Annotated in this window: 12 protein-coding genes; 5 read left to right on the top strand and 7 right to left on the bottom strand. The window is 62.0% G+C overall.

Going from position 1 to position 21775, the window contains the following annotated elements:
- Positions 1-38: 38 nt before the first annotated feature.
- The 5 genes from AC3WJP_RS19500 to relB all read right to left on the bottom strand — a co-directional run bounded on the left by AC3WJP_RS19500 (position 39) and on the right by relB (position 4963).
- Positions 39-1517, bottom strand: coding sequence for an ArnT family glycosyltransferase (locus AC3WJP_RS19500; RefSeq protein ID WP_493720837.1), 1479 nt, complete (start codon positions 1515-1517; stop codon positions 39-41).
- A gap of 5 nt (positions 1518-1522) precedes the next feature.
- Positions 1523-2431 (bottom strand): glycosyltransferase family 2 protein, encoded by a 909-nt coding sequence (locus AC3WJP_RS19495; protein WP_493720836.1) that lies wholly within the window; start codon positions 2429-2431, stop codon positions 1523-1525.
- Entirely contained in the window at positions 2428-4170 is a 1743-nt protein-coding gene (locus AC3WJP_RS19490; RefSeq protein WP_493720835.1) for a carbamoyltransferase family protein, read from the bottom strand. The genes AC3WJP_RS19495 and AC3WJP_RS19490 overlap by 4 nt, the downstream gene beginning before the upstream one ends.
- Before the next feature lie 315 nt (positions 4171-4485).
- Entirely contained in the window at positions 4486-4719 is a 234-nt protein-coding gene (locus AC3WJP_RS19485) for a type II toxin-antitoxin system RelE family toxin (protein ID WP_493720834.1), read from the bottom strand.
- A gap of 16 nt (positions 4720-4735) precedes the next feature.
- Positions 4736-4963, bottom strand: a complete 228-nt coding sequence (gene relB, locus AC3WJP_RS19480; protein ID WP_493720833.1) for a type II toxin-antitoxin system RelB family antitoxin — start codon at positions 4961-4963, stop codon at positions 4736-4738.
- 310 nt (positions 4964-5273) lie between these two features.
- Here relB and AC3WJP_RS19475 point away from each other — a divergent pair, with 310 nt between their 5' ends.
- Entirely contained in the window at positions 5274-7319 is a 2046-nt protein-coding gene (locus tag AC3WJP_RS19475; RefSeq protein ID WP_493720882.1) for a TonB-dependent receptor family protein, read from the top strand.
- Positions 7320-7382: 63 nt separating this feature from the next.
- Here AC3WJP_RS19475 and AC3WJP_RS19470 read toward each other — a convergent pair whose 3' ends face one another.
- Complete coding sequence (locus AC3WJP_RS19470; RefSeq protein ID WP_493720832.1) at positions 7383-9290, bottom strand: hypothetical protein; 1908 nt, start codon at positions 9288-9290, stop codon at positions 7383-7385.
- 399 nt (positions 9291-9689) lie between these two features.
- On the opposite strand from AC3WJP_RS19470, the gene AC3WJP_RS19465 reads away from it, so the two are divergent.
- The 4 genes from AC3WJP_RS19465 to AC3WJP_RS19450 all read left to right on the top strand — a co-directional run bounded on the left by AC3WJP_RS19465 (position 9690) and on the right by AC3WJP_RS19450 (position 20228).
- Positions 9690-12113, top strand: a complete 2424-nt coding sequence (locus tag AC3WJP_RS19465) for an autotransporter outer membrane beta-barrel domain-containing protein (RefSeq protein ID WP_493720831.1) — start codon at positions 9690-9692, stop codon at positions 12111-12113.
- 139 nt (positions 12114-12252) lie between these two features.
- Positions 12253-14478 (top strand): autotransporter outer membrane beta-barrel domain-containing protein, encoded by a 2226-nt coding sequence (locus tag AC3WJP_RS19460; protein ID WP_493720830.1) that lies wholly within the window; start codon positions 12253-12255, stop codon positions 14476-14478.
- 324 nt (positions 14479-14802) lie between these two features.
- A complete protein-coding gene (locus AC3WJP_RS19455; protein WP_493720829.1) occupies positions 14803-16842 on the top strand; it encodes a hypothetical protein in 2040 nt (679 codons plus the stop codon).
- A 65-nt stretch (positions 16843-16907) separates the two neighbouring features.
- Positions 16908-20228 carry a hypothetical protein gene (locus AC3WJP_RS19450; protein WP_493720828.1) on the top strand — a complete coding sequence of 1107 codons (3321 nt, stop codon included), beginning with the start codon at positions 16908-16910 and terminating at the stop codon, positions 20226-20228.
- Positions 20229-20283: 55 nt separating this feature from the next.
- Here the strand turns inward: AC3WJP_RS19450 and AC3WJP_RS19445 are convergent, their stop codons facing one another.
- Positions 20284-21726, bottom strand: a complete 1443-nt coding sequence (locus AC3WJP_RS19445; protein ID WP_493720827.1) for a lipopolysaccharide kinase InaA family protein — start codon at positions 21724-21726, stop codon at positions 20284-20286.
- Positions 21727-21775: the final 49 nt, after the last annotated feature.

Below are 21775 nucleotides of genomic sequence, written 5' to 3'. Positions count from 1 at the left end.
GCCCGTCTGGGCCGCGGACCACGCTCACTCCCGCCATTTCAAGGCCCTACCACGGTGACCGTCTTGCCCTTGCGTTGCGTGAAGCTCGCCAGCACGCGCAGCCGATGGTCGGCGATCCATGTCTGCAGCCAGGGCTCGCTCTGGTCGGCCTCGAACACGAAGTATTGATAGCGCTCGGCGTTGCCGGGGGCCGTGGCGATTTCGCGCGGGATGGTCGGCTGTGGATAACCGCGGCCGGCATAGAAGGAAATGCGCCCATCTTCGTAAAAAACCGGTGCTTGCGCATCGATATGGGCGGCTACCCATTGCCCGGTGGCGATGAAATTGGTCTTTTTCGTCCCTAGGGATATCACGTTGGCAAGCATTACCAGCAACCCCAGCACCAGCACTGCCTTGGCCAATCGCGGCCAGGCCTGAGCAAACCGGCTGAGGGCGACCGCCAGCAGCGGAATCACCATGACATCAAGAAAGCTCAGGTAACGACCAATCATGAACTGCGAGTTGATGAAAAACAGCATCATCACCACGAAGTAGGCGCCAGCGACATAGGCGAACGGCCGGAAGGCCCGCCAATACAGCTGCCAGACCCGCCACGCCCGTGGCCACAGGAACGGCAGCGCAAAGGGCCCCATCAGGTTGACGAACTTGATCAGCAACGAGGCCAGCAGGCCGAAGAAGATGATGCGCCCGGCCTCATCGACCGAATACTTGTTGACCAGAGAACTGCCGAACTGATTCGCCAATTTGTTGAAGTTGGCGAATACCGATCGTGGATCGATCAGTTGCAGCATGTAGGCAACGCGGCTGGAGTGCCAATCGATGCGCGGTATCGCCACCAGCAGCACTGGAATGAGCAATACCAGCGGCAACCAGAAAAACTCCAGGAAGGAGCGTCTCTGCCCCTTGATGAACAGATTGGGCAACTGCCACACGCCCAGGGCAACCAGCACGGTCAGGGCTTCGAGGCGGAATAGCGCCGCCGCGCCTACGGCTACATAGATAACCGCGGCGCGCAGCCAGCCACCACGGATTTCCCAGCGCAACGTCAGCCACAAGGCCAGCACGCAGAAAAACCAGAAGCCCGCTTCACGGATGATATCCCAGCGAAACTGGTTGATCGCCGGCATGGCCAGCACCACCAGACAGGCCCACCAGGTCGCTTCGGGCACACGCTGGCGAACGCAGTCGACCAGCAAGGTGCAGGTACCCGCCATGAACAGCACACAGTAAAGGTGGGCGCAGGTTTCGAGCGGCAGGTGGGTGAGCGCATGAGTGCCGGCGATCAGCATCGCGAACCACGGCCAATCGAACATCGTCAGCGCCACCCGCGCGCCCTGGACGTTCACCTGGTGAGCGATGTCCATGTAGAACGCCGCATCGCGGGCGAGGATATCGGTACCCGCAATAGCGATCAGCGACAGCAACAGGCTGGCGATGAAGGTAAACCACAGGGGCGAAAAGTTCTTTAATGCCGTGACGGGTGAGTTGCTACCCGCCGCTGAAACCACTGACCGCATGCAGATTAATCCTTGAAAAACAAGCGAATGGCCTTACGAAAGTACACCCAGCGCAACGCCTGCATTGCACTCAGGTACAACGCCCGACGATAGAAACGCCGCGCGGTCAAGCGGTCATCGTCCCGTACCGCGGCGCGGAACAGCGACAGATAGCGCTGCGCCTCATAGCGCGTGCGCAACGATTGGCATTCAGGCGGCAGCCCGGTGAAGACCTCCTGCACCATCGCCAACGCCAAGGCCTCTTCGTCACGACGATCATTGCGCAGGCTGTCAGGGTGCTTGTGAATACGTGCGATGACCTGGTCGGTCACCATGATCTGCTCGGCCGTGACCAGCAGATAGGCAAACACCGGAATATCTTCGCCAGTGCGCAGTTTTTCTGGATAAGGCCGCTGCAACAGCAAATCGCGGCGAATCAAAATGCTGCTCGGAGCGAACGAAATCCGCTTCTGGAGCAGATAGCGGCAAGTGATGGCCCTTGGCGCCATGGCCGGCACCGGCACCGGCAGGCGCGTGCGCTCACGCCCATCCGGATACACCGACACGTGGGCGCCGACAATCACCTGCGCACCCGGCGTGGCTTGCACCATGGCACGTAGAACGGCGATCGCACCGCTTATCAGCTCGTCATCGGAGTCGACAGGCAGAACGAACCGCCCGTGCGCCAGGCTGATGCCGTGATTGCGCGCCGCCGCCGGCCCCGCATTTTCTTGATGGACATATCGCACCGAAGGGTAGCGAGACACATAATCCTGGACGATCTGCGCAGTATTGTCGGTGGAGCCATCATCCACAATGATCAGCTCGAGGTCATCTGCCCACTGGCCGAGGATGGAGTCCAGGGCACGATGCAGATAACGGGCGTAGTTGTAAGTGGGTACAACTATGCTGATCACTGTAGAGGGCGGGGTCATTCTGTAACTGTATCCTTGACAACCAAGATGTCTTCCATGATCAAGTACTGCAGGTCCGACCCAAAGAACATGTTCAGCGCATCCGTGGGAGAGCAGATCATCGGCTCGCCCCGGCGGTTCAGCGAAGTGTTCAGCGATACGCCATTGCCGGTCAGCACCTCCAGTGCCTTCATCATGTCGTAATAACGCGGATTGTATTCACGCTTGAGCACCTGGGCGCGGGACGTGCCGTCTTCGTGCACCACTTCCGGCACGCGGGTCTTCCACTCTTCGGACACTTCGAAGGTGAAGGTCATGAACGGCGCCGGATGATCGATCTTGATCATCTGTGGCGCAACGGTGTCGAGCATCGACGGGCAGAAAGGCCTCCAGCGCTCGCGGAATTTGATCTGGTGGTTGATGCGATCGGCGACGCCCGGCACGCTCGGGCAGCCGATGATGGAACGACCGCCCAGAGCCCGCGGACCGAACTCCATGCGCCCCTGGAACCAGGCGACCGGATTGCCCTCGACCATGATCCTGGCGATATGCTCGGGCATGTTGTCGATCTGCTTCCAGTTCGGCTTGCTCGGATGGCGCGCACAGGCGGCGATCACATCTTCGTTGCTGTAGGACGGGCCGAGATAGACATGCTCCATCTTCTCCACCGGCACGCCACGCGCGTGGGAGACATAGGCCGCGGCGCCCACGGCGGTACCGGCATCGCCAGAAGCCGGCTGCACGAACAACTCCTTGACGTCGTCACGGGCGATGATCTTCTGGTTGAGCTTGACGTTGAGCGCGCAGCCGCCGGCGAAGGCCAGTTTGCCGGTGTCCTTAAGAATGTCGCCCAGGTAATGGTCGATCATCTGCAGGGCCAGCTTTTCGAACAAAGCCTGCATGCTGGCGGCGTAATGGATGTAGGGTTCGTCGGCGATATCGCCTTCGCGCTTGGGGCCCAGCCACTCGATGAGCTTGGGCGAGAAGTAGAAGCCCTTGCCCTTCTCTTTATAGCGGCGCAGGCCGATGACGTTGGCGTAATCGGTGTTGATCACCAGCTCGCCGTTTTCGAAACTGGCCAGACGCGAGAAATCGTACTTGCTGGCATCGCCGTAAGGCGCCATGCCCATGACCTTGAATTCGCCGTCGAGCATCTCGAAACCGAGGAACTCGGTGATCGCGCCGTACAGGCCGCCGAGGGAGTCGGGATCGAAGAATTCCTTGATCTTGTGGATCTTGCCGTTCTCGCCATAGCCGAAGAACGTGGTGGCGTACTCGCCCTTGCCGTCGATGCCGAGAATCGCGGTCTTTTCCTGGAAACCCGAGCAGTGGTAGGCACTGGAGGCGTGAGCCAGGTGGTGCTCGACCGGTTCGATCTTGATTTTTTTCGGATCGAAACCCAGTTGCTCGAGGCACCAGACGATCTTGTTGCGGTAGCGCTTGTAGCGGCGGTTGCCCATGAGGATGGCGTCGAGAGCGCGATCCGGGGCATACCAGTAACGCTTGGCATAGTGCCAGCGGGCTTCGCCGAACAGGCTGATCGGCGCGAACGGAATGGCCACGACATCGACATCGGACGGCTTGATGCCGGCCTGCTCCAGGCAGAACTTGGCGGACTCGTAGGGCATGCGATTCTTTGCATGCTTGTCACGCACGAAGCGCTCTTCTTCGGCGGCGGCGATCAACTTGCCGTCGATGTACAGCGCAGCGGATGGATCATGGCTTAGGGCGCCGGACAGGCCAAGAATCGTCAATGCCAAGGGTCGAGCCTCTATTAATCTGAAATGATGCACCGCAGCCAATCTGGGCTGCCGGCAGCTAAAGGGGCCGATTATAACCCAAACGACACCGCCTGTAGCCGCTCTGAAACCGGGGGACCCTATCGCGCTCGACACCCTAGCACAGCGTCATATCGGATTCGCTATCGCGCTGGCGGTTCAGTGCCTCGAAGGGAAAATCTTGCCCCCCCGAGCCGGGGATGCATTGACGCAAAAAGTGGCGAGCGAGGCAATCGGACTGCTTGGATAAAAATGCTTCCGGAGGTTTCGCCACTTGGGGGCTGGCAGAGAAGACAACTACCGATAAACGTCCTTCCGATGACCCGCCGAAAGCACAAGAATTCGGATCCGGCCATCATCCAGCTCACAGATGACTCTGAAATCACCCACTCGATAGCGCCATAACCCCGCCAGCGGCCCCGAAAGGGCTTTGCCGTTAAAGCGCGGATCGGTTTGCGTAGCGATACGTTCATCCATGAAACATAAAATTCGACGGGCGCTCTGCTTATCTATCTTGCGCAGCTGTCGCATTGCGGTATCGGTGTACTCAATCGTCCAAACCAAGTTTTCTTCTCACTTCGGCGCTCGAGTGTAGAGGCTCCTCCCCCTTCCTGACGCGTTCGAGGACCTCGGCGGCAAGGTAATATTCTTCCGCGTCGGCAAGGCCTTGATCGATGATTTCACGCAGGTAATAGGCTTTGGTCCGCCCGGTGCTGGCAGCCAGAAAATTGAGGCGCTGCTCGGTTTGCGGACTGAGTCGAATTGAGGTGGCCACGGATCGATCCTCGGATTGAATGCATGTATTCACTGTATCACACCTCCCTTGAACCGCTGCTCGTGTCAGCCCGTCGAATACTTTATGCAAGGGACAAATGCCGGGCTATCGGACAAGGCTGCGTACTTCGTAGGACGCTTCTGAGCTGATGCGCCGCGCCGCCCCGACCGACATCCATTTCCCCCCAACCTCCCGCCACCCGCTAAAATGCCCGCCACGCATCGCTTCCACTCCGGTACCCCGTCCCATGAAAACCCTGCTGCCCGCCCTCCAGGCGTCCCGTCTGCTGCGCTGTCTGATTCTCGGCGGCATGGCCTGCCCTACGCTGAGCCATGCCGATACGCCGGTGATCGTCCTCGACTCCAGCGTGGTTACTGGATCGCGCAGCGCGAGCAGCAGCTTCGACCTGCCGTATTCGGTGGACAGCGTCAGCCGCGAGCAGATCAACGACGGGCAGCTGCGCATCAACGCCTCGGAAGTGCTCAGCCGGGTGCCGGGGCTGGTGGTGCAGAATCGGCAGAATTACGCCCAGGATCTGCAGATTTCCTCTCGCGGCTTTGGCGCGCGCTCGGCCTTCGGCGTGCGCGGGCTCAAGCTGATCGCCGATGGCATCCCCGCCAGCACCCCGGACGGCCAGGGCCAGGCAGCGACTTTCAACCTCGACACCGCCGAGCGCATCGAAGTGCTGCGCGGCCCGGCGGCGACCCAGTACGGCAGCAACGCCGGCGGAGTGATCCAGATGTTTTCCCGCGAAGGCCAAGGCGCTCCGCGTGTAGGCGCCGAGACGCTGGTAGGCAGCGACGGCCTGAGCAAGAACCACCTGAGCGCCGAGGGCGCGGCGGATGGCGTCGGCTTTGTGCTCGACGCGTCCCGCATGGACACCGACGGCTACCGCGACCACAGCGCCGCGCGCCGCGACCAGACGTTCGCCAAGGTCAACTTCAAGCCCGACGACGACAGCAAGATGGCGCTGATCTACAGCAGCCTGGAGCAGAACGGCACCCAGGACCCGCTGGGGCAGACCTGGGCCGCGTACAAGGCCGATCCGCGTTCGGTGACTCCAGGCGCGCTGACCTACAACACGCGCAAGAGTATCGACCACCAACAACTGGGCATGAACTACGAGCGTTACATCGGCGATGCGACGCTGCAGGTCAACGCCTACACCGGCACCCGCAGCGTGCTGCAGTACCTGTCGATTCCCAAAGGCGTGGCTGCCAATACCCGCGGTGGCGGCGTGGTCGATTTCGACCGCAAGTTCTACGGCGCCAGCGTGCACTGGCTGCAACCCATCAGCCAGGCGCCTGGCGACCTGACGGTGATCGCCGGCCTGGATTACGACCGCAGCCAGGACGACCGCAGCGGTTACCAGAATTACACCGCCACCGAGCTGGGCGTCAAAGGCGCCCTGGCCCGCGACGAGGTCGACACCGCCACCAGCCTCGACCCCTTCGTGCAGGCCAACTGGGCGCTGGGGGACTGGACCTTCCAGGCCGGCATACGCCACAGCACCATGAAAATGGACGTCAGCGATCATTATTTGAGCAACGGCGACGCCAGCGGCAGCAAGGATTATCAGCAGAACAACCCCTCGGTCAGCGCCATGTACGCCTTTACCGAGAACCTGCACGGCTACGTCAGCGCCGGCAAGGGCTTCGAAACCCCGACCCAGGCGGAAATGGCCTACGCGCCGGGTGCCACCGAAGGCTTCAACTTCGGCCTCAAGCCCTCCACCAGCAAGCAATATGAAGTGGGCCTCAAGGCCAAGGTGCTCGGCGACACCCGGGTCAACCTGGCGCTGTTCCAGATCACCACCGACGACGAGCTGGTGGTGGCCGGCTCGAACAACGGCCGCACCAGCTACCAGAACGCCGGCCGCACCCTGCGCCGCGGTCTGGAGCTGGGCATCGACAGCCAGCTCGGCGAGCAGTGGAGCACGCAGATCGCCTATACCCATCTGGTGGCGCAATACGACAGCGACTTCATCAGCGGCACCACGCCCATCGACAAAGGCAACTACCTGCCCGGCGTACCGAAAGACACCCTGTTCGGCGAACTCGACTGGAAACCCCGCGACTGGGTCAGCACCGCGCTGGAAGGCATGTACCGCAGCAAGGTCTATGTCGAAGACAGCAACGAGCAAAAGCCCGCACCGGCCTATACGGTATTCAACTGGCGTGCGCGCTTCGAACAGAAGATCGAGCACTGGACCTTTCACCAGACCCTGCGCCTGGACAATCTGCTGGACCGGCAATACGTAGGCTCGGTGATCGTCGGTGACAGCAATAACCGATACTACGAAGCTGCACCCGGGCGCTCGTGGTATGCGGGGGCCGGGGTGCAGTATCAGTTTTGAGTACCTTCTGAATGCTGAGCGAGTGCGTGCGCAACGACTGTTGCGCTTCAGCGCCGCAGCCCCCTACAGATCGGTAACCGCCACACGCACCACCACCGACGGGGCCGGCACGGCGCCTTCGGCATTTTCGATGCTATGGCTGCCCACCACCGAACCCCGCCCCTGAATCGGTGTAGTCCACTTACCGGAAAAGTAGCGGGTGGGGATCAGAAAATCATGGAATTTGGCCGGATCTTCTTCAGTCGGCAGGTCCTCCTCCTGGAGCACGTGAACATCGCTGTAGGCGGTATCCGGCGTCTGCGGCCCGGTGCCGTCAAGGTTGTCATAGCCTTGCAAGCTGATAGCGATTCGGTCATTCACCGCCACATTCAGGTAATCCAGCATCACCCGATACGGCGTGCCGCCGCCGCTCTCCACCAGCACCTTGGTCAGGGCGTTGCTGGCGTTCCGTTCCGCAAAGTCGCCGCTCGGCAGGCCACCGGGACCACCGGGCAGCAAATCGGCGGAGGACACCGAGACGCCCTGCTGACCAGCGAACGTCGTATTGAAAACCGGCGACACAGAGCCGGCGATCGCACGGGACACGCTATAGCTGACCGCTATGCTGCCCGGCCCTTGGCCGATGACCTCGGCCGAGGTGGCGGTAATTTCCAAAGGTGCCCCAAGGGCCAGGTGGTCGGCCTCGATCGTCAGGCTGTCGAGCAATTCCACCGTGCCCCAGCGCACCCGAATCACATCGCCCACCGCCAGATAGGCACGATCAACAGGCGGAGGCGCCAGGTTATCGGCCTCGAACGGGATGAACACCGTTGCATCCTGCAGCGTGTCGGCAGCCGAAATCACATTGTCCACACCGCTGGCGCCACGCACCGTCACCTGACGCAAGGCCTCGTTGATGGGCGTCGAAGGGTCAGGGTCAGGGCCGGCCGGGGTGGTGATATCGACCGTTACTGGATTAGGTCGCGGCGAGGTGGCCAGCAGATCGGCGCCACGATAGACCTCGTAATACGCATCGGCGCTGTAGCGCTCGGGGATACCCGCACCACCGCCGCCGGCAACCATGGCGTAGGGGACGGAGAACGCCATGATCGGGTCGTTGCCGACATCGTCCTCGTTGATACGCAACCGGGCCGAGCGCGCGCTGCCGAGCACGAAGACAATCTCATCGCCCGGGTGGGTCTTGTCGAAGCCCGGGATGATCACCTCGACAGCCCCACGGGCATCCGCTTCGCTGATCACGCCGTCGTCGTCATGGCCATCTATTCGTGGCGCACGAAGGTTGATGGGAATATCGACCATCCTGATGTTCAGCGGCACCGGCACCGGTCGCAAAGCGCTGGCATTGCCGGCCAGGTCCCGCAGCACGTAACCGAACCAGCGCACCCCATCGCCCATGGCCAGCAGCTGATCACGGGGAATCCCCAGCGTCAGCACCTGCCCTGCCCCGCCGGCGCCCACTTGCTTGTCGGCGCTGCGCATGGCGAAACTGGTGCCGGTGAGCGGATCCAGTTGGTAATAGGGTTCTGCCCAATCGCCGTCTTCCATGCCCGTCCAGGCCGGTACATCGACGCTGAGCAGATCGTCGACCAGGTCGGCCGCCGTGACACCGAAGTCGATCACCTGCTGACTGAACGCCAGACCGGCGATGGCGGCACCGCCGGGCGCCGTGCGGTCGATGCGCAAGGGTTGCGCAGGAAAGCCTTCGTACGCGTTCCAGTCCACTGCACTGGTCACCTGGTAGGTCACGTTGTATCGCCCTTCGGCAAGCGGGCCGGGTAGATAGCGGACGATGGTGGGCCGCTGATCGCCCGGGTTGATGGGTTCGACGGCGAGATATTCGCCCTCCACCACGAGTTCGATCGGATCGTACTCATTGAAAAATGCTTCATAGGGGATATGCACTTTGACATCGCTATCGGCATGGCCGCGCAGCAGCAGGCCGTCGGCATTGCCGGGAATGACGTCGGGCAACCGACAAGGGCCGGCCACCTGCAAAGGCTGGCCGCCCTGACGCGAGTGTGCAGCTGCGGTCGCTTGCGGACGGCGACTCCGCTGTACGGCAAAACCTGTAGACGCGGAAGATAAAATACGTGAAGTGGACATGGTATTGCCCTCGACCAAACAATATATGGACGCTGGCCATATGAAATAGAAACTTCATATAGCAAGAGATTGAAAATCTATTTTCAAACCTTGATACGCAGAGAAGTATGTCTCCGACATTCAACAGGCTAGATCGAGGCACGAAAAAATCTACCCCCCTTGGAAATATCATCTATAAGTGATGTGTACATTATTTTCCAACGTACCGTCGCACCGTCAAATCATCCAGTTGCCACATAGATCGCCCCCCTTTGAATGGATTTCTTTATGAGTATTCATGTTCGAGCAAACTGCCATTGGCCATTGTTTCTGTTTATGGGCGCAACGTTCTGCTGTCCGCTGCACGCTTTCGCCGCGACACTCAGCGGACCGACCGCCAGCGCCACGGTAAACGCCGGGGATACGGCACAGAACTGGGCCGTGAGTAATGGCGCGACACTTAACGTCAACCCGGGCGGCCAGACATTGCAATTGGCGGCGACTCGCGCGGGCATCTTGAACTTGAACGGCGCCACGGTAACAGCTGCGCGCTTCGCCAATGCGATGCAACTGTCCGCGTCTACTGCCACCGTGCTCAACAGTACGCTGAGCAGCGATACCAGCAATGGCATCATCATGATCGCCAACAACCCCTCCATGCTGACACTGAGCGCCAGTACCGTAAGCGGCATCGGTCAGGGCGTCGCTCTGGGGGCTGGCAACCAGCTGATTGCGACTCAAACACAGATCAACGGCGCCGACGATGGCCGTACCGAAGCCGATCGAGGCGGCGTGGGCATCAATATCACGGCGGCCCAGGTCAGCCTCCAACAAGGCAGTAGCGCGATTGGCGCCAATCACGGAGCGGTGATGGTGGCCACCACCTCCTCTGCGCCCGCTACCGACGCGACGCTGGCGGTCGACGGCTCGACGGTACAGGGCCTGCGCGGTAGCGCGGTGCTGGTGGGGAGCGCACTCACTGCAGCGCCGGTCGATGCGACCTTGATACTCGATAACGGCGCGACCCTGATCGGCGGCAACGGTGTGGCGGTCGAGGCCGTGGCGAACTCGGCGCTGAGCCTGCAAGCCCAGGCCAGTACCCTGCAAGGCTCGTTGACCGCCACCGGCGGTGCCCAGATCGACGCCACCCTGGTACAACGCAGCACGATCAATGGCGATGTCACCGCCAGCCAGGCCAGTCAGGTAATCCTGAATCTCAGCGACAGCACCCTCAAGGGCAATGTCAGCGTGGCCGACAGTTCGACTGCCGAGTTGCAACTGCAGGCCAGCACCTGGACCGGCAATGCCAATGGCGTGGCGACCATCGCGCTGACTAACGCCTCGAGCCTGACCGGGCAACTCAACCAAGTGAATGCATTGAGCCTTGCACAGGGCTCCACCTGGGATCTGACCGGCGATTCCCAGGTAGGCACGCTGAGCCTCGACGCCAGCCAGATACGCCTCAATGGCAGCAGCGGCGGCTACCGCACCCTGCAGGCCGACACTCTGACCGGCAATGGCAGCTTTGCCTTGAACACTGACCTGGCGGCCGCCCAAGGTGACCGACTGGTAGTGAGCGGCCAGGCCAGCGGCGATTACCAACTGCTGATCCACAACAGCAACAACGGCGTCGACCCGGTGCCGGGCAGCACCCTGACGGTGGTCCAGACTGCGGGCGGCTCCGCCAGTTTCGCCGTGGCGGGGGGCGAAGTGGACGCGGGTACCTTCGTCTACGACCTGCAAAAAAACGGTGACGACTGGACGCTCGTTCAGCGCGAAACGGACAGCGGTGGAGAGGTCGTGACGCCTGGGACACGCTCGGTATTGGGTCTTTTCAGCGCCGCGCCGACCGTGTGGTACGGCGAGCTGACCACGCTGCGCAGCCGCATGGGCGAGCTGCGCCTGGGCCAAGGCACCAGTGGTCCCTGGGTGCGTACCTACGGTAGCCAGTACAACGTCTCGGCCGATGCTGGCGTCGCCTATCAGCAGCGTCAGCACGGCATCACGTTCGGGCTCGACACACCGCTGCCCAGCAGTAGCGGGCGCTGGGTGGTGGGGGTGTTGGGCGGTTACAGCCGCAGTGATCTGGACATGGGCCAAGGCACCTCGGGCCAGGTCGACAGTTACTACGCGGGCCTGTACAGCACCTGGCTGTCGGACACCGGCTACTACATCGACGGCGTGATCAAACTCAATCGCTTCCAGAACGACTCGAGCGCACAGGTCAGCGACGGCAGCCGCACCAAAGGCCACTTCCGCGATAACGGCGTCGGTGCATCGCTGGAAGCGGGCAAGCATATAAAACTGGCGAACGGCTGGTACCTGGAACCTTTCGCCCAGTTGTCGGCGTTGCACGTTCAAGGTCGCAACTACAACCTGGACAACGGCCTGCAGGCCCGCAGCAACGGCGACGACTCGCTGCTCGGCAAAATCGGCACGCACCTGGGCCGCAACATACAACTGGCCAATGGGGATGTGCTGCAACCCTATATCAAAGTCGCGGCGGCGCAGGAGTTCGCCAAGAGCAACCGCGTGCGGGTCAATGACAATGCCTTCAACAACGACCTGTCCGGGGGGCGCGGCGAGCTGGGGGCCGGGGTCATCGCCCAGCTCGCCGGCAATCTGCAGCTGCAGGCGGATTTCGACTACAGCAACGGCGAGCACATCGAACAGCCGTGGGGCGCCAGCCTGGGGGTGCGCTATGCATGGTGAGCGCGGGCAATGATCGCAACCGAATCAAGTACGGACATCCCCACTTTCAGACCCGTCCTATATCTCTGAGCCGGGGCTGATCCCAGAATTGCGCGCTTTTATCTGCCCGTCCGGCAGATGCTCCAGAGGCCGCGCCGTTATGAGTTATCTCCATTATCGCTTCACCCTGCCGACTGTAGCGGTCGGCATCGCCCTGGCGTTCGATGGCATCACCCCTGCCGCAGCCCGGGTCTTGAATGGCCCTGATCAATCGGCGGTGGTCAGCCCTGGCGACACGCCAGAGAACTGGACGCTGCGCAACGGCGCGCAGCTGCAGGTCCAAGGTGGCAGCAGCCTGGCGATCAATGCGGCGGGGTCGACCGTCGCCCTCGCCGATGCCACTGTCAGCGGCGGCGCCAGCACTGCCCTGACCATCAGCCAGGGCAGTGCGGTGATTCGCAACAGCACCCTGACCAGCGACCGCGCCGCAGCCATCAACGCCAACAACGGCACTGTCGGCCTGGGTGCCCAGGTCACGGTGGTAGACAGCGTGCTGACGGGTACCGGGCGTGGCATCAACGCGACTTACGCCAGTGAAATCAACCTGCGCAACACCCAGGTGACGGGACACGCCAGCAGTGGCGGTGGGGTCGGCGCCCAGGGCCTGGGCGCCGGTGTCTTTGGTGGCACGCTCAACGCCAGCGAAGGCAGCCGTCTATTCGGTGCCCAGCACGGTGTGCTGCTGGGCAGTGATACGCGGCCTGCCGCTCAGGCGGGTATCGCCACTCTGCGGGTCGATAACGCGCATGTCGAGGGCGGGAGCGGCGCAGCCATCGCCGTGGAGGCGACCAGCACGCCCGTCAATGCCGTCATCCTCGTGCAGAACGGCGCCACGCTGAAGGGCGGTAACGGCGTGATTCTGGAGGCTGGCGCCAATACCCAGGTCGCTTTCACCGCCGCCAACACCGCGCTCGACGGCGACATTCACGTAGCCGAGGGCTCAACGACCCGCATCACCCTGCAAGACAACGCACGCCTCACGGGCAACATGACCGGTGTCGCCGCCTTGGCGATCGACAGCGGCGCCCAGTGGCGCATGACGCAGAGCGCGGCGGTCGGCAATCTCGAGCTGAACGGCGGCCATGTCGAGCTGGGTGGTTCGGCCGGTGACTTCCGCGAACTGACCCTCGACCGCCTGGACGGCCAAGGCTCCTTCGGCCTGGGTACCGATCTGGCTGCTGGCCAAGGCGACAGGCTGGTGGTCAAGGGTGAGGTCAGTGGCAACCACCTGCTGGCGATCAAGAACACCGGCACCGATGTCGCTCAGGGCCAGGCGCCGCTGACCGTGGTGCAGACCGGCGGCGGCACCGGCCAGTTCGGCGTGATCGGCGGCCAGGTGGACCTCGGCACTTTCGTCTATGACCTCAAGCAGATCGGCGATCAATGGCAACTGGTGCAACGCCCCGGCGACGTCGTGGCGCCCGGCACCCGCTCAGTGCTGGGACTGTTCAGCGCCGCGCCCAGCGTGTGGTATGGCGAGCTGTCGAGCCTGCAAGGGCGCATGGGCGAATGGCGCAGCGGCATCGGCCAGCCTGGGCTGTGGAGCCGCGCCTATGGCAGCAGGCTCGACCTGTCGGCCGCGGCGGGCGTGGGCTATCGGCAAACCCAGCAGGGGATCAGCCTGGGCGCCGACGCCCCCTTGCCGGTTGCCCGAGGCCAGGCCCTGATAGGTGTACAGGCCGGTTACAGCCAGGCCGACCTGGACCTGCAAGCCGGCACCTCCGGCAAGGTCGACAGCTATCATGTCGGCGCCTACGCGACCTGGGTGGCCGACGATGGCCACTACCTCGACGCGCTGGCAAAGCTCAACCGCTTCCAGAATGCCTCGCAAGTGCGCATGAGCGACGGCGCGCAAGCCAGCGGCGACTACAACCACTATGGGCTGGGCTTCTCGGTGGAGACCGGGCGCCGCATCGCCCTCAACGACACGGTCGCAGTTACGCCCTTCACCCAGTTGTCGGTACTCAAGGTGCAAGGCCAGCACTACCGGTTGGACAACGGCATGGGCGCCAGCAGTAACCACGCTGATTCCACCCTGGGCAAAGCGGGTGCCAGGATCAGCCAGAAGATGACACTGCGCGCCGGGGGTACCTTGGAGCTCCACGCCAAGGCAGCGTTGGCCCACGAGTTCGTCAGCAGCAACCGCGTCAAGGTCAACGGCAACGCGTTCAACAATGACCTTTCCGGTAGCCGTGGGGAGTTGGGGGTCGGCATAGCGCTTCAGGCGTCCGAGCGCGTGCAGGCTCATGCCGAGTTCGATTACGCCAAAGGCCGCAGGCTCGAGCAGCCCTGGGGATTGAACCTTGGACTTCGCTACCGCTTCTAACTTTCAAAGGAGCGGGCTGACAGCCCGCTTTCTTGCACTGGGTCATCAATATACACACAGCCGCACTTTGAATATATTTATTCAATACTTCAACGAACAAATTATAGCCAACACGTCTGCATTTACTATTTTCCAGACGAAAATAAATAAAACTTAAAACTTGATAACCACCTATATCCCGCACTAACTTTATAGTGCGCAACGCTTCCCATCGAGCGGCGCCAAGTTTCCGAATTCAATGAAATTTTATATTCGCGCCCTCCTGTTCGAACATTTATTTTCACAGGGATTATGGCGCCTTACCGATCAAGGAAGGATAGGCACATGAACACTCTTGTCCGCTTACTCGAAGCTTCCGGCAAAACAGGCTCGTCCATTGCCATACGGGCACACAAGAAGCATTTGCGCAGCGCCGCAAAGTTACAGTCAACCACCACGACCGATGCCGGGCAACTGCTTCAGGACACGCCCCCGGCAGTGCTGCCCGCCACCATCAATGCTGATGGGCTGGTCCTGAAAGCCGACGCAGACCGGGACATCGTCGTCGAAATACCCTACTTCGAATTTTCCGCACAAGGGGACCTGGTCACCTTGTTCCTCGATAACACCGCTTTTCCTGTCGCTGCCATCGGTCCAGCAGATGGCCCCTCGAAGATTATCCGGGTCCTGCCCAATAGCGGCGCCAATCTGATTGCCGAAGGCCGTCACACGGTGACCTACCTGATGGATGACGGCTTCGGCAACGAATTCAACGGCGTCCCCCCTCAACCCCTGCGTATCGACCGCACCCCACCTGGCGGGACCACGCTGCCGCTGATCGCCTTCGATGAAGATGCGGTAGAACACGGGGTTACCGTCCATTCACTGGAAGGCGGTTTTCTGGTGGCGACGGTGCCGGACTGGTTCGGGATGGAGGACTTCGACATCATCGAACCCTATTACACCAAGAACCCTCTGGTGGGCGCCGCATTTTACATTCCCGAGGCCTACACCGAAGTACAAGCGGGCGGCGCGGGAAATGACATTCAAGTCAAGATACCCGAGTCAGTACTCAGGGATATTGGCGACGGCCCGTTGTTCTTTGGCATAGTGCTACGCGACCAGGCCGGCAACGCCAGTGCCACGAAGCTGCAGCCGAGGCCCTTGACGCTCATCCTCGAAGGCGCACCAGTGGACACGGACCTGTCCAAACCGATCATCGCCCTATTCGAGGACGATCGCCTGATCGACGAAGCCGATGCCCGCCACCCTGTGGAAGTACAGATCCCGGGGTTCGACAAAGCCGAAGGCGGCGACACGATCATCTTCTACCTGGGCGATGCCCACACGCAGCCCATTGCGATCGACGCCTCGGAGACGGGCAACAACCCCATCCTCACCTTCGATCTGGATTACGCCCTGATCGTCGAAGCCGGCGGCGGCAATCAGCAATACAGCGTCGATGCCTACTACGAGCTGTATCGAGGCACCGCTCTGCTGGCCACCTCACCGCGATCGAACCCGATAGAGGTGAACATCACCACCCCCGGCGGAGTCGATCCAGATCCGCAGACACCCGAAAACGAAAACCTTCGCCGCCCCACCGCAGTGGGGGATAGCGGCACCGACAATTACATCAGCCAGGACGACATCCTCACCGATGCCACTGTGTTCGTGCCCTGGTTCGCCACCGACGACTCCGGCTCGGACGTCGAATACTTCGAAGAGAATGACGTCGTCACGGTTCAGTGGGGCAGCGTGAAGCTGGCCGATACCCATACCATCAGCGCGACGGACATAAGCGATCGGATTCCACTCCAACTGACCGCCATCCCCGCCGAAATGGCCAGCGGTGGCGCAGGCCATATAAACGTCAGCTACACCGTCAGCCGCAAACAGGGGACAGACCTGATCAACGCTTCGTTGTCACCGGCGCAGTCGGTTGAAGTGATTTCGACAGCGTTGCTCCCGGGCGGGCCGGGTGGGCTGGATGTCGGGACCTTCACCGAAGCGAACGCCCAAAACGCGCTCAACAGGGCGACAGTGGAAAGCGGCGGGGGTACCCCGTTCAGGGTGATGCTCGACTACACCAATGTCGCCGAGGACGATGAAATCGTTTTGACGCTGCAAGGCTACTACTCCCTCGACGGCACTGGTACGCAGACGCCCGATACCCTGCGCCGCTTGACCTATACAGTGCCAGACCCCACCGGTGGCGCCGCCAAGTACCACGACTTCCTGATCACGACGGATTACTTTGCCGGCAAATGGGATCTGCTGCCAATTGGGCGTGGCTCGGTAACGGCGAACTACACCATCAGAAACAGGCACGGCATCGCCAACGCGCGCGAGCAACTGGTCAGAGTGGCAGTGACCGACCTTTAACGCCAAAACTAACGCCAAAACGCCAGCGCTGCGCAGCGGCAGCGCCTCTTCGAGGTACCGACAACATGCGCAACCCACCTCTGACCTTACTGCACGCGATTCACAAAGCGTTCAGCGCCAGACAAGCCAGCGCTGGCGCCCAGCCCGGAGAGCATGGCCATCCCGGCCTGTTTCACGACGGCGTCACCGGTAGCCTGCCTCCTCCGATCATCCCTGCTCTGATCAACCAGGGTGGTGTCGGCCAGCAACGCTGGGAATCGGGCGTCGTGGATATCGTCATCCCCTTGTACGATTTCTATGCTCAAGGCGACAACGTGGTGCTGTATGTCGACGACGCCTACGTGGATGACCAGACGGTACGCGACAGCGATGCGCAGCTGGTGTTCGCCGCGCCGGTCCGCGCATTCAATCCGTCACCCACTGCCCCCGACTATCAGGCCGACGTGCATTACCACACCATCGACCAGCTAGGCGGCAACGTGACCGCTTCACGCTCCACCCTGCTGCCGGTAAAACTGACCGTACCGGGTGCCCCGCCCGACGACCTGCCTCCCGGAACGATCGTCAATAACAACCTGGCCCGCCCAGTGGGCGTTCCCGCCGAGCTCACGCCAGTAGCGGGCGTCGACCTGCCGGTGCTGATCCCACCCTATCGCTACATGGCCGCCGGGGACGTCATTACCCTGTTCTGGGCAGGGGCAGCCATCCCCCACCCACCGCTGACCGCCGACCAAGTGGGCAGCAGCATCACCATCGCGGTGCCCGATACCCTCATCGCCGCCTGGCCGGGGGATGCCCGCGAGGTGCGTTATTCGATCCGCGATCGGGTGCAGAACTACTCATTGTTCAGCCTCAGTGCCTACTGCAACGTGGCTGAACAGGCAACGCTGGCTGCTCCGATACTGGTCGGCCAAGTGGGGAGCCAGTTCAACCCCGATACCTTGGCTGGCGGCGCGGCGCTCATCACGGTGCCAGGCATCGATCTGCTGCCTGGCGACAGGATCGTCGTGCACGTTGTGGGTCAACCGCTGGACTGGCCCTATCTGCATTACGTCACCGAGGAGCAGCCGTTCAGCGGTCCGAGCCTGACATTCGAGGCGCCCAACCCGCTGGTTCGCAGCCTGAGCGGGAGCACCCTCAATCTTTACTACCAGGTGCAACGCAGCACAGAAACCTTGCGCTCTCACAGCACGATGGTGCAGATCGTGGGCACCCCGATAGCCTTGCCTGCGCCGTACATCCATGAGGCTGCCGGTGGCGAGCTGGTACCGCCAGTGGGTGCCGTAGCGGTCACGGTTGTCGTGCCGCTCAACATCGCCTTCGCGCCTGGCAGCAGTGTGGAACTACGATGGCTCGGCATCGACGGCGCCGGTGACGAGCACCTTCACAGCGTGATCCAGCCCGTGCTGAATCAGGCGGCGGAGTTGATCTTCAAAGCGCCCATCGCCTGGGTACTGGAGATCGCCGGCGGCACACTGCAAGTCTCGTACAATCTGCTGGCCGGGGGGCTGGCCTACGGCTCGGAGGTCCTTCGCCATACCGTAGCGGGCGACGCCAGCTTGCTCCCGGTACCGGACTTCGATCCTCCCCTGTCCCTTGACGACGAACTCGACCTCGAGAGTCTCACCGGTGCCTTGTATGTGCTGGTCGATGCCAGTAATCCCCACTTTGCGGGAGGCACCGCCACACTGGCGTGGGTGGGGTCTGCCGCCAGCGAAGAGCTGGTGATCGGGTCCATTCCAGCCAACTCGCCGCCCCTGCGTTTTCGTATCGATCGAGCAAGGCTGATCGAACCGAACCTGGATCAGAACGTGGCGGTGAGCTATAGGATCCTGCGCCGCGACGGCCACTGGGCGCGCTCAAAGGCCCTTGTACTGTCGGTGATCAACAGCGCCAGCCTGCGCTGGCCCAAGGCGCAGGTGCTGGACGCCAGTGGCCTGGCCGTCAGCGTGCTGGCCCCCGTACGGGAAATCAGCGACGGCCAATGGACAGAAAACACCGCCACTGTGGTGGTTACCGACGCACGTCTGCGGGCCGGCGATACGGTCGATGTGTTCTGGAAATTGCTCAGCGGACATTATCCGGCCATTCCCCGCGCGACCGCCGAAAACGGCCAGGCGCGTATAACCGTCCCATCGCAGGTGCTGGCCGAGAGTTTCGGCACAGCGGTGAAGATAACCTACCTGGCGACGGTCAGCGGTGTACCGGCGCACCTGGGCGAAGAGCTGGAACTGATCGTGGCAAGTGTGTCCAAGGACGCCTTCCCCTCACCCGCAGTTGTCGAGTCCGACAACGACGACTCACTGGACCTCAATACCTTCACCACTGCAGCGACCGTGCGCGTAGGCAAATACCCGTTCATGGCCGTTGGCCAAATCTTCTGGCTATGGATGTACAGCACCCGCGACGATGGCAGCGCCTGGAGCATGCGCCTGGGCTCCCCGCCTTTTATCGTGACCCAGGCGGATGTTGCCGTGGGCTATCTGCAGCGATCGGTTGACCGCGCTCTGCTACTGCGGCTCAACGATCAGGCGGACATTATTCTGGCGTTGAAGGCAGGGCTATCAGGCAGCTCCGATGAGCAGAAGGCCTTCGATTTCAACTCCTCGACACTGCGTTTCACCCAATTGCGACTAGGGCTGCAGACACCGTTGATAGAGCGACTGGAAGACGACAGCAAAGTGGAAATACACGGTGTCACGGGCACGCTGGGTATCACCGCGCGCTACAACCCGTTACCAGGACAATTGGTTCAGGTAGTTTGGCAGGGCTCTGAGGCGCAACCGCCCGTGCTGTTACCAGCGGTGGCACGACCCATGCCGGGCAGCCTGGAATTTGCGATGCCGAATGACCGCGCCGCGCAATACGACGGCGACACGGTGCAAGTCAGTTATCGAGTGGCGCGTACCGAAGGCGCGGTGTGGGAGAGTTCGGCGCAAGTGCCTGTGAGGGTAGTAGCATTACCAGACCCACAGACCGAAGATTTTTCCACAGAGACGCCCAGATCGATACGAGCAGGAACGACCGAAACATTGAGGTACTTTTCGGTATCCCCTTGGGGATTATCCTCGACCATAGAGCAGAACAGGCTGGAATCGCCGCTGCTCAAAGGGATGATATTGCGTACCGTCGCAAATGGCGGATGGACATTGACGATGCATCGCCCCGTAACGCAGATCACCTTCGATCTCGACGCGACGGGTCCAGGCGACTTTCAAGTCACCTATGTGTTGGCCAACGGTCAGAGCAGCCGACAGACCTATCGAACGCCCCAGCGCATAGTCTTCGCCGATGCGGCAGGCACTCATCGCATCACGGCCGTCACTTTCAGCGCGACCATGTATCACGCCCTGTCCATCGACAACATCAAGCTGGACTATTTTTAGCTTTTGTCCCCTTGCTGACCGACAGGTCCAAGGGTTCTAGGTGATTCATAGGCAATCAACCGTTCAACCGTGGCAACTGCTCATCCAGCACGCGATACAGCGCACTATTGGCCGGCCAGTTACGCAGGAACCGCGCCCGATCGCGCTCGAATGCCGGAGCGAAACTGCCCGCGCTGCCGTGCTGACATACCGCATCCAGATCGATCAACGCCCAGCGCCCATCCTGCCAGAACAGGTTGTAACCCTTCATGTCGCCATGGCTGATGCGCTGGCGCATCAGATCAGTGAATAACTGCTGCAGCCCCGCCAGCTCGGCCTCGGGGATCTCGCCGTTGTCGCGGTACGGCTCCAGATGGCGAATGGCATCGGCCCCGGCGCAGTATTCGGTCACCAGATAGGCACTGCGCCGCAGCCACAGGAATCGACGCTCCAGCACCGCCAGCGGCACCGGCGTGGTGATGCCCAGGAACGCCAGGCGATTACCCTCGACCCACGAATGCCAGGCCCGGCTCGGCCGCCAGAAACGCTTGAACCAGTGCCCCACGCCCTTGATGTTGTAACGCTTGATCACCAGCAAACGCCCGCCCGCCTCGACCTTGCCGACCGTGGCCGCGCCGCCGGTCTTGTACAGCAGGCCCTGATCGAGCAAGGCATCGGCCTGCTCCAGCACCGGCAGCATCGCCGCCACTTCACTGCGCCGAATCGCCTGCAAGGCAAAAGCCCCGCGGCGCACGCTGAACAGGCTGCATTCACGGCCGACCTTGGCGATGAAATCGCGCAGGCGCCACTGGCGGACCTTGTCGATCTGCTTGAGCAGTGCTTCGAGCGGCAGGCCGTGCTCACCGTTGGCCAGCAGGTAATGCACCAGCAATTCCTCGATAAAGGGCTCGAGCGTCTTGGGCAGCTGGGCGAACAGCACCCCGAGATTTTCCAGCACCTTGGGCCGCGACAACGGTTGCCCGGCTTGCTCGACCTGAATGCCGGCGCCGTCGATCAGATACAACTGGCCGTTGGCACGCAGCAGGTTGTCCAGGTGCAGGTCTTCCTGCCACAGGCCCTTGGCATGCATCTGCGCCACCGCCGTGAGGGCCTCCGCCAGCACCGCTTGCTGCTCGTCGGCGAGCATCGGCAGCGCTTCGACCTCGGCCCAGGCCTGCGCCAGGCTCTGCGCCTGGGGCAGAAATTCGAACAACAACCAGCCACCCTCGCCTTCCTGCAAGCCATCGGCCAGCAGCTTAGGGGTCGGCAAGCCTTGCGCGGCCAGCGCCTTGACCCCGGCGACTTCACGCTGGAAATGCCGCGCCGCGCGGCTGCCCACCAGCAACTTGGCCAGCACCGGGCGCCCGCGCCACACCGCCGCGCCGACATAGCGCTGCCCCGGCAGCACGCGCAGCAGGCTGAGCAATTGCAAGGTCCCGGCACCGGCGGCATCGGCCAGTTGAATATCCAGCGGCAGCGCTGGCGTACGGCCCAGCGACTTGAGTTCAGACAAACGCATCAGCATGCCTCCCGGCAAGGACTGTGGGCATCAGGCGCCCATGAAGCGG

Source organism: Pseudomonas sp. GW821-FHT01A09, from assembly GCF_058986725.1.
This window is presented reverse-complemented; position numbering and strand designations above follow the sequence as displayed.

Bases quoted from the DNA above. Each gene is read 5' to 3' on its own strand.
- AC3WJP_RS19495 (WP_493720836.1), bottom strand. From the start codon at position 2,431: ATGACCCCGCCCTCTACAGTGATCAGCATAGTTGTACCCACTTACAAC.
- AC3WJP_RS19450 (WP_493720828.1), top strand. From the start codon at position 16,908: ATGCGCAACCCACCTCTGACCTTACTGCACGCGATTCACAAAGCGTTC.
- AC3WJP_RS19445 (WP_493720827.1), bottom strand. From the start codon at position 21,726: ATGCGTTTGTCTGAACTCAAGTCGCTGGGCCGTACGCCAGCGCTGCCG.
- AC3WJP_RS19485 (WP_493720834.1), bottom strand. From the start codon at position 4,719: ATGCGACAGCTGCGCAAGATAGATAAGCAGAGCGCCCGTCGAATTTTA.
- AC3WJP_RS19465 (WP_493720831.1), top strand. From the start codon at position 9,690: ATGAGTATTCATGTTCGAGCAAACTGCCATTGGCCATTGTTTCTGTTT.
- AC3WJP_RS19455 (WP_493720829.1), top strand. From the start codon at position 14,803: ATGAACACTCTTGTCCGCTTACTCGAAGCTTCCGGCAAAACAGGCTCG.
- AC3WJP_RS19475 (WP_493720882.1), top strand. From the start codon at position 5,274: ATGGCCTGCCCTACGCTGAGCCATGCCGATACGCCGGTGATCGTCCTC.
- AC3WJP_RS19460 (WP_493720830.1), top strand. From the start codon at position 12,253: ATGAGTTATCTCCATTATCGCTTCACCCTGCCGACTGTAGCGGTCGGC.
- AC3WJP_RS19500 (WP_493720837.1), bottom strand. From the start codon at position 1,517: ATGCGGTCAGTGGTTTCAGCGGCGGGTAGCAACTCACCCGTCACGGCA.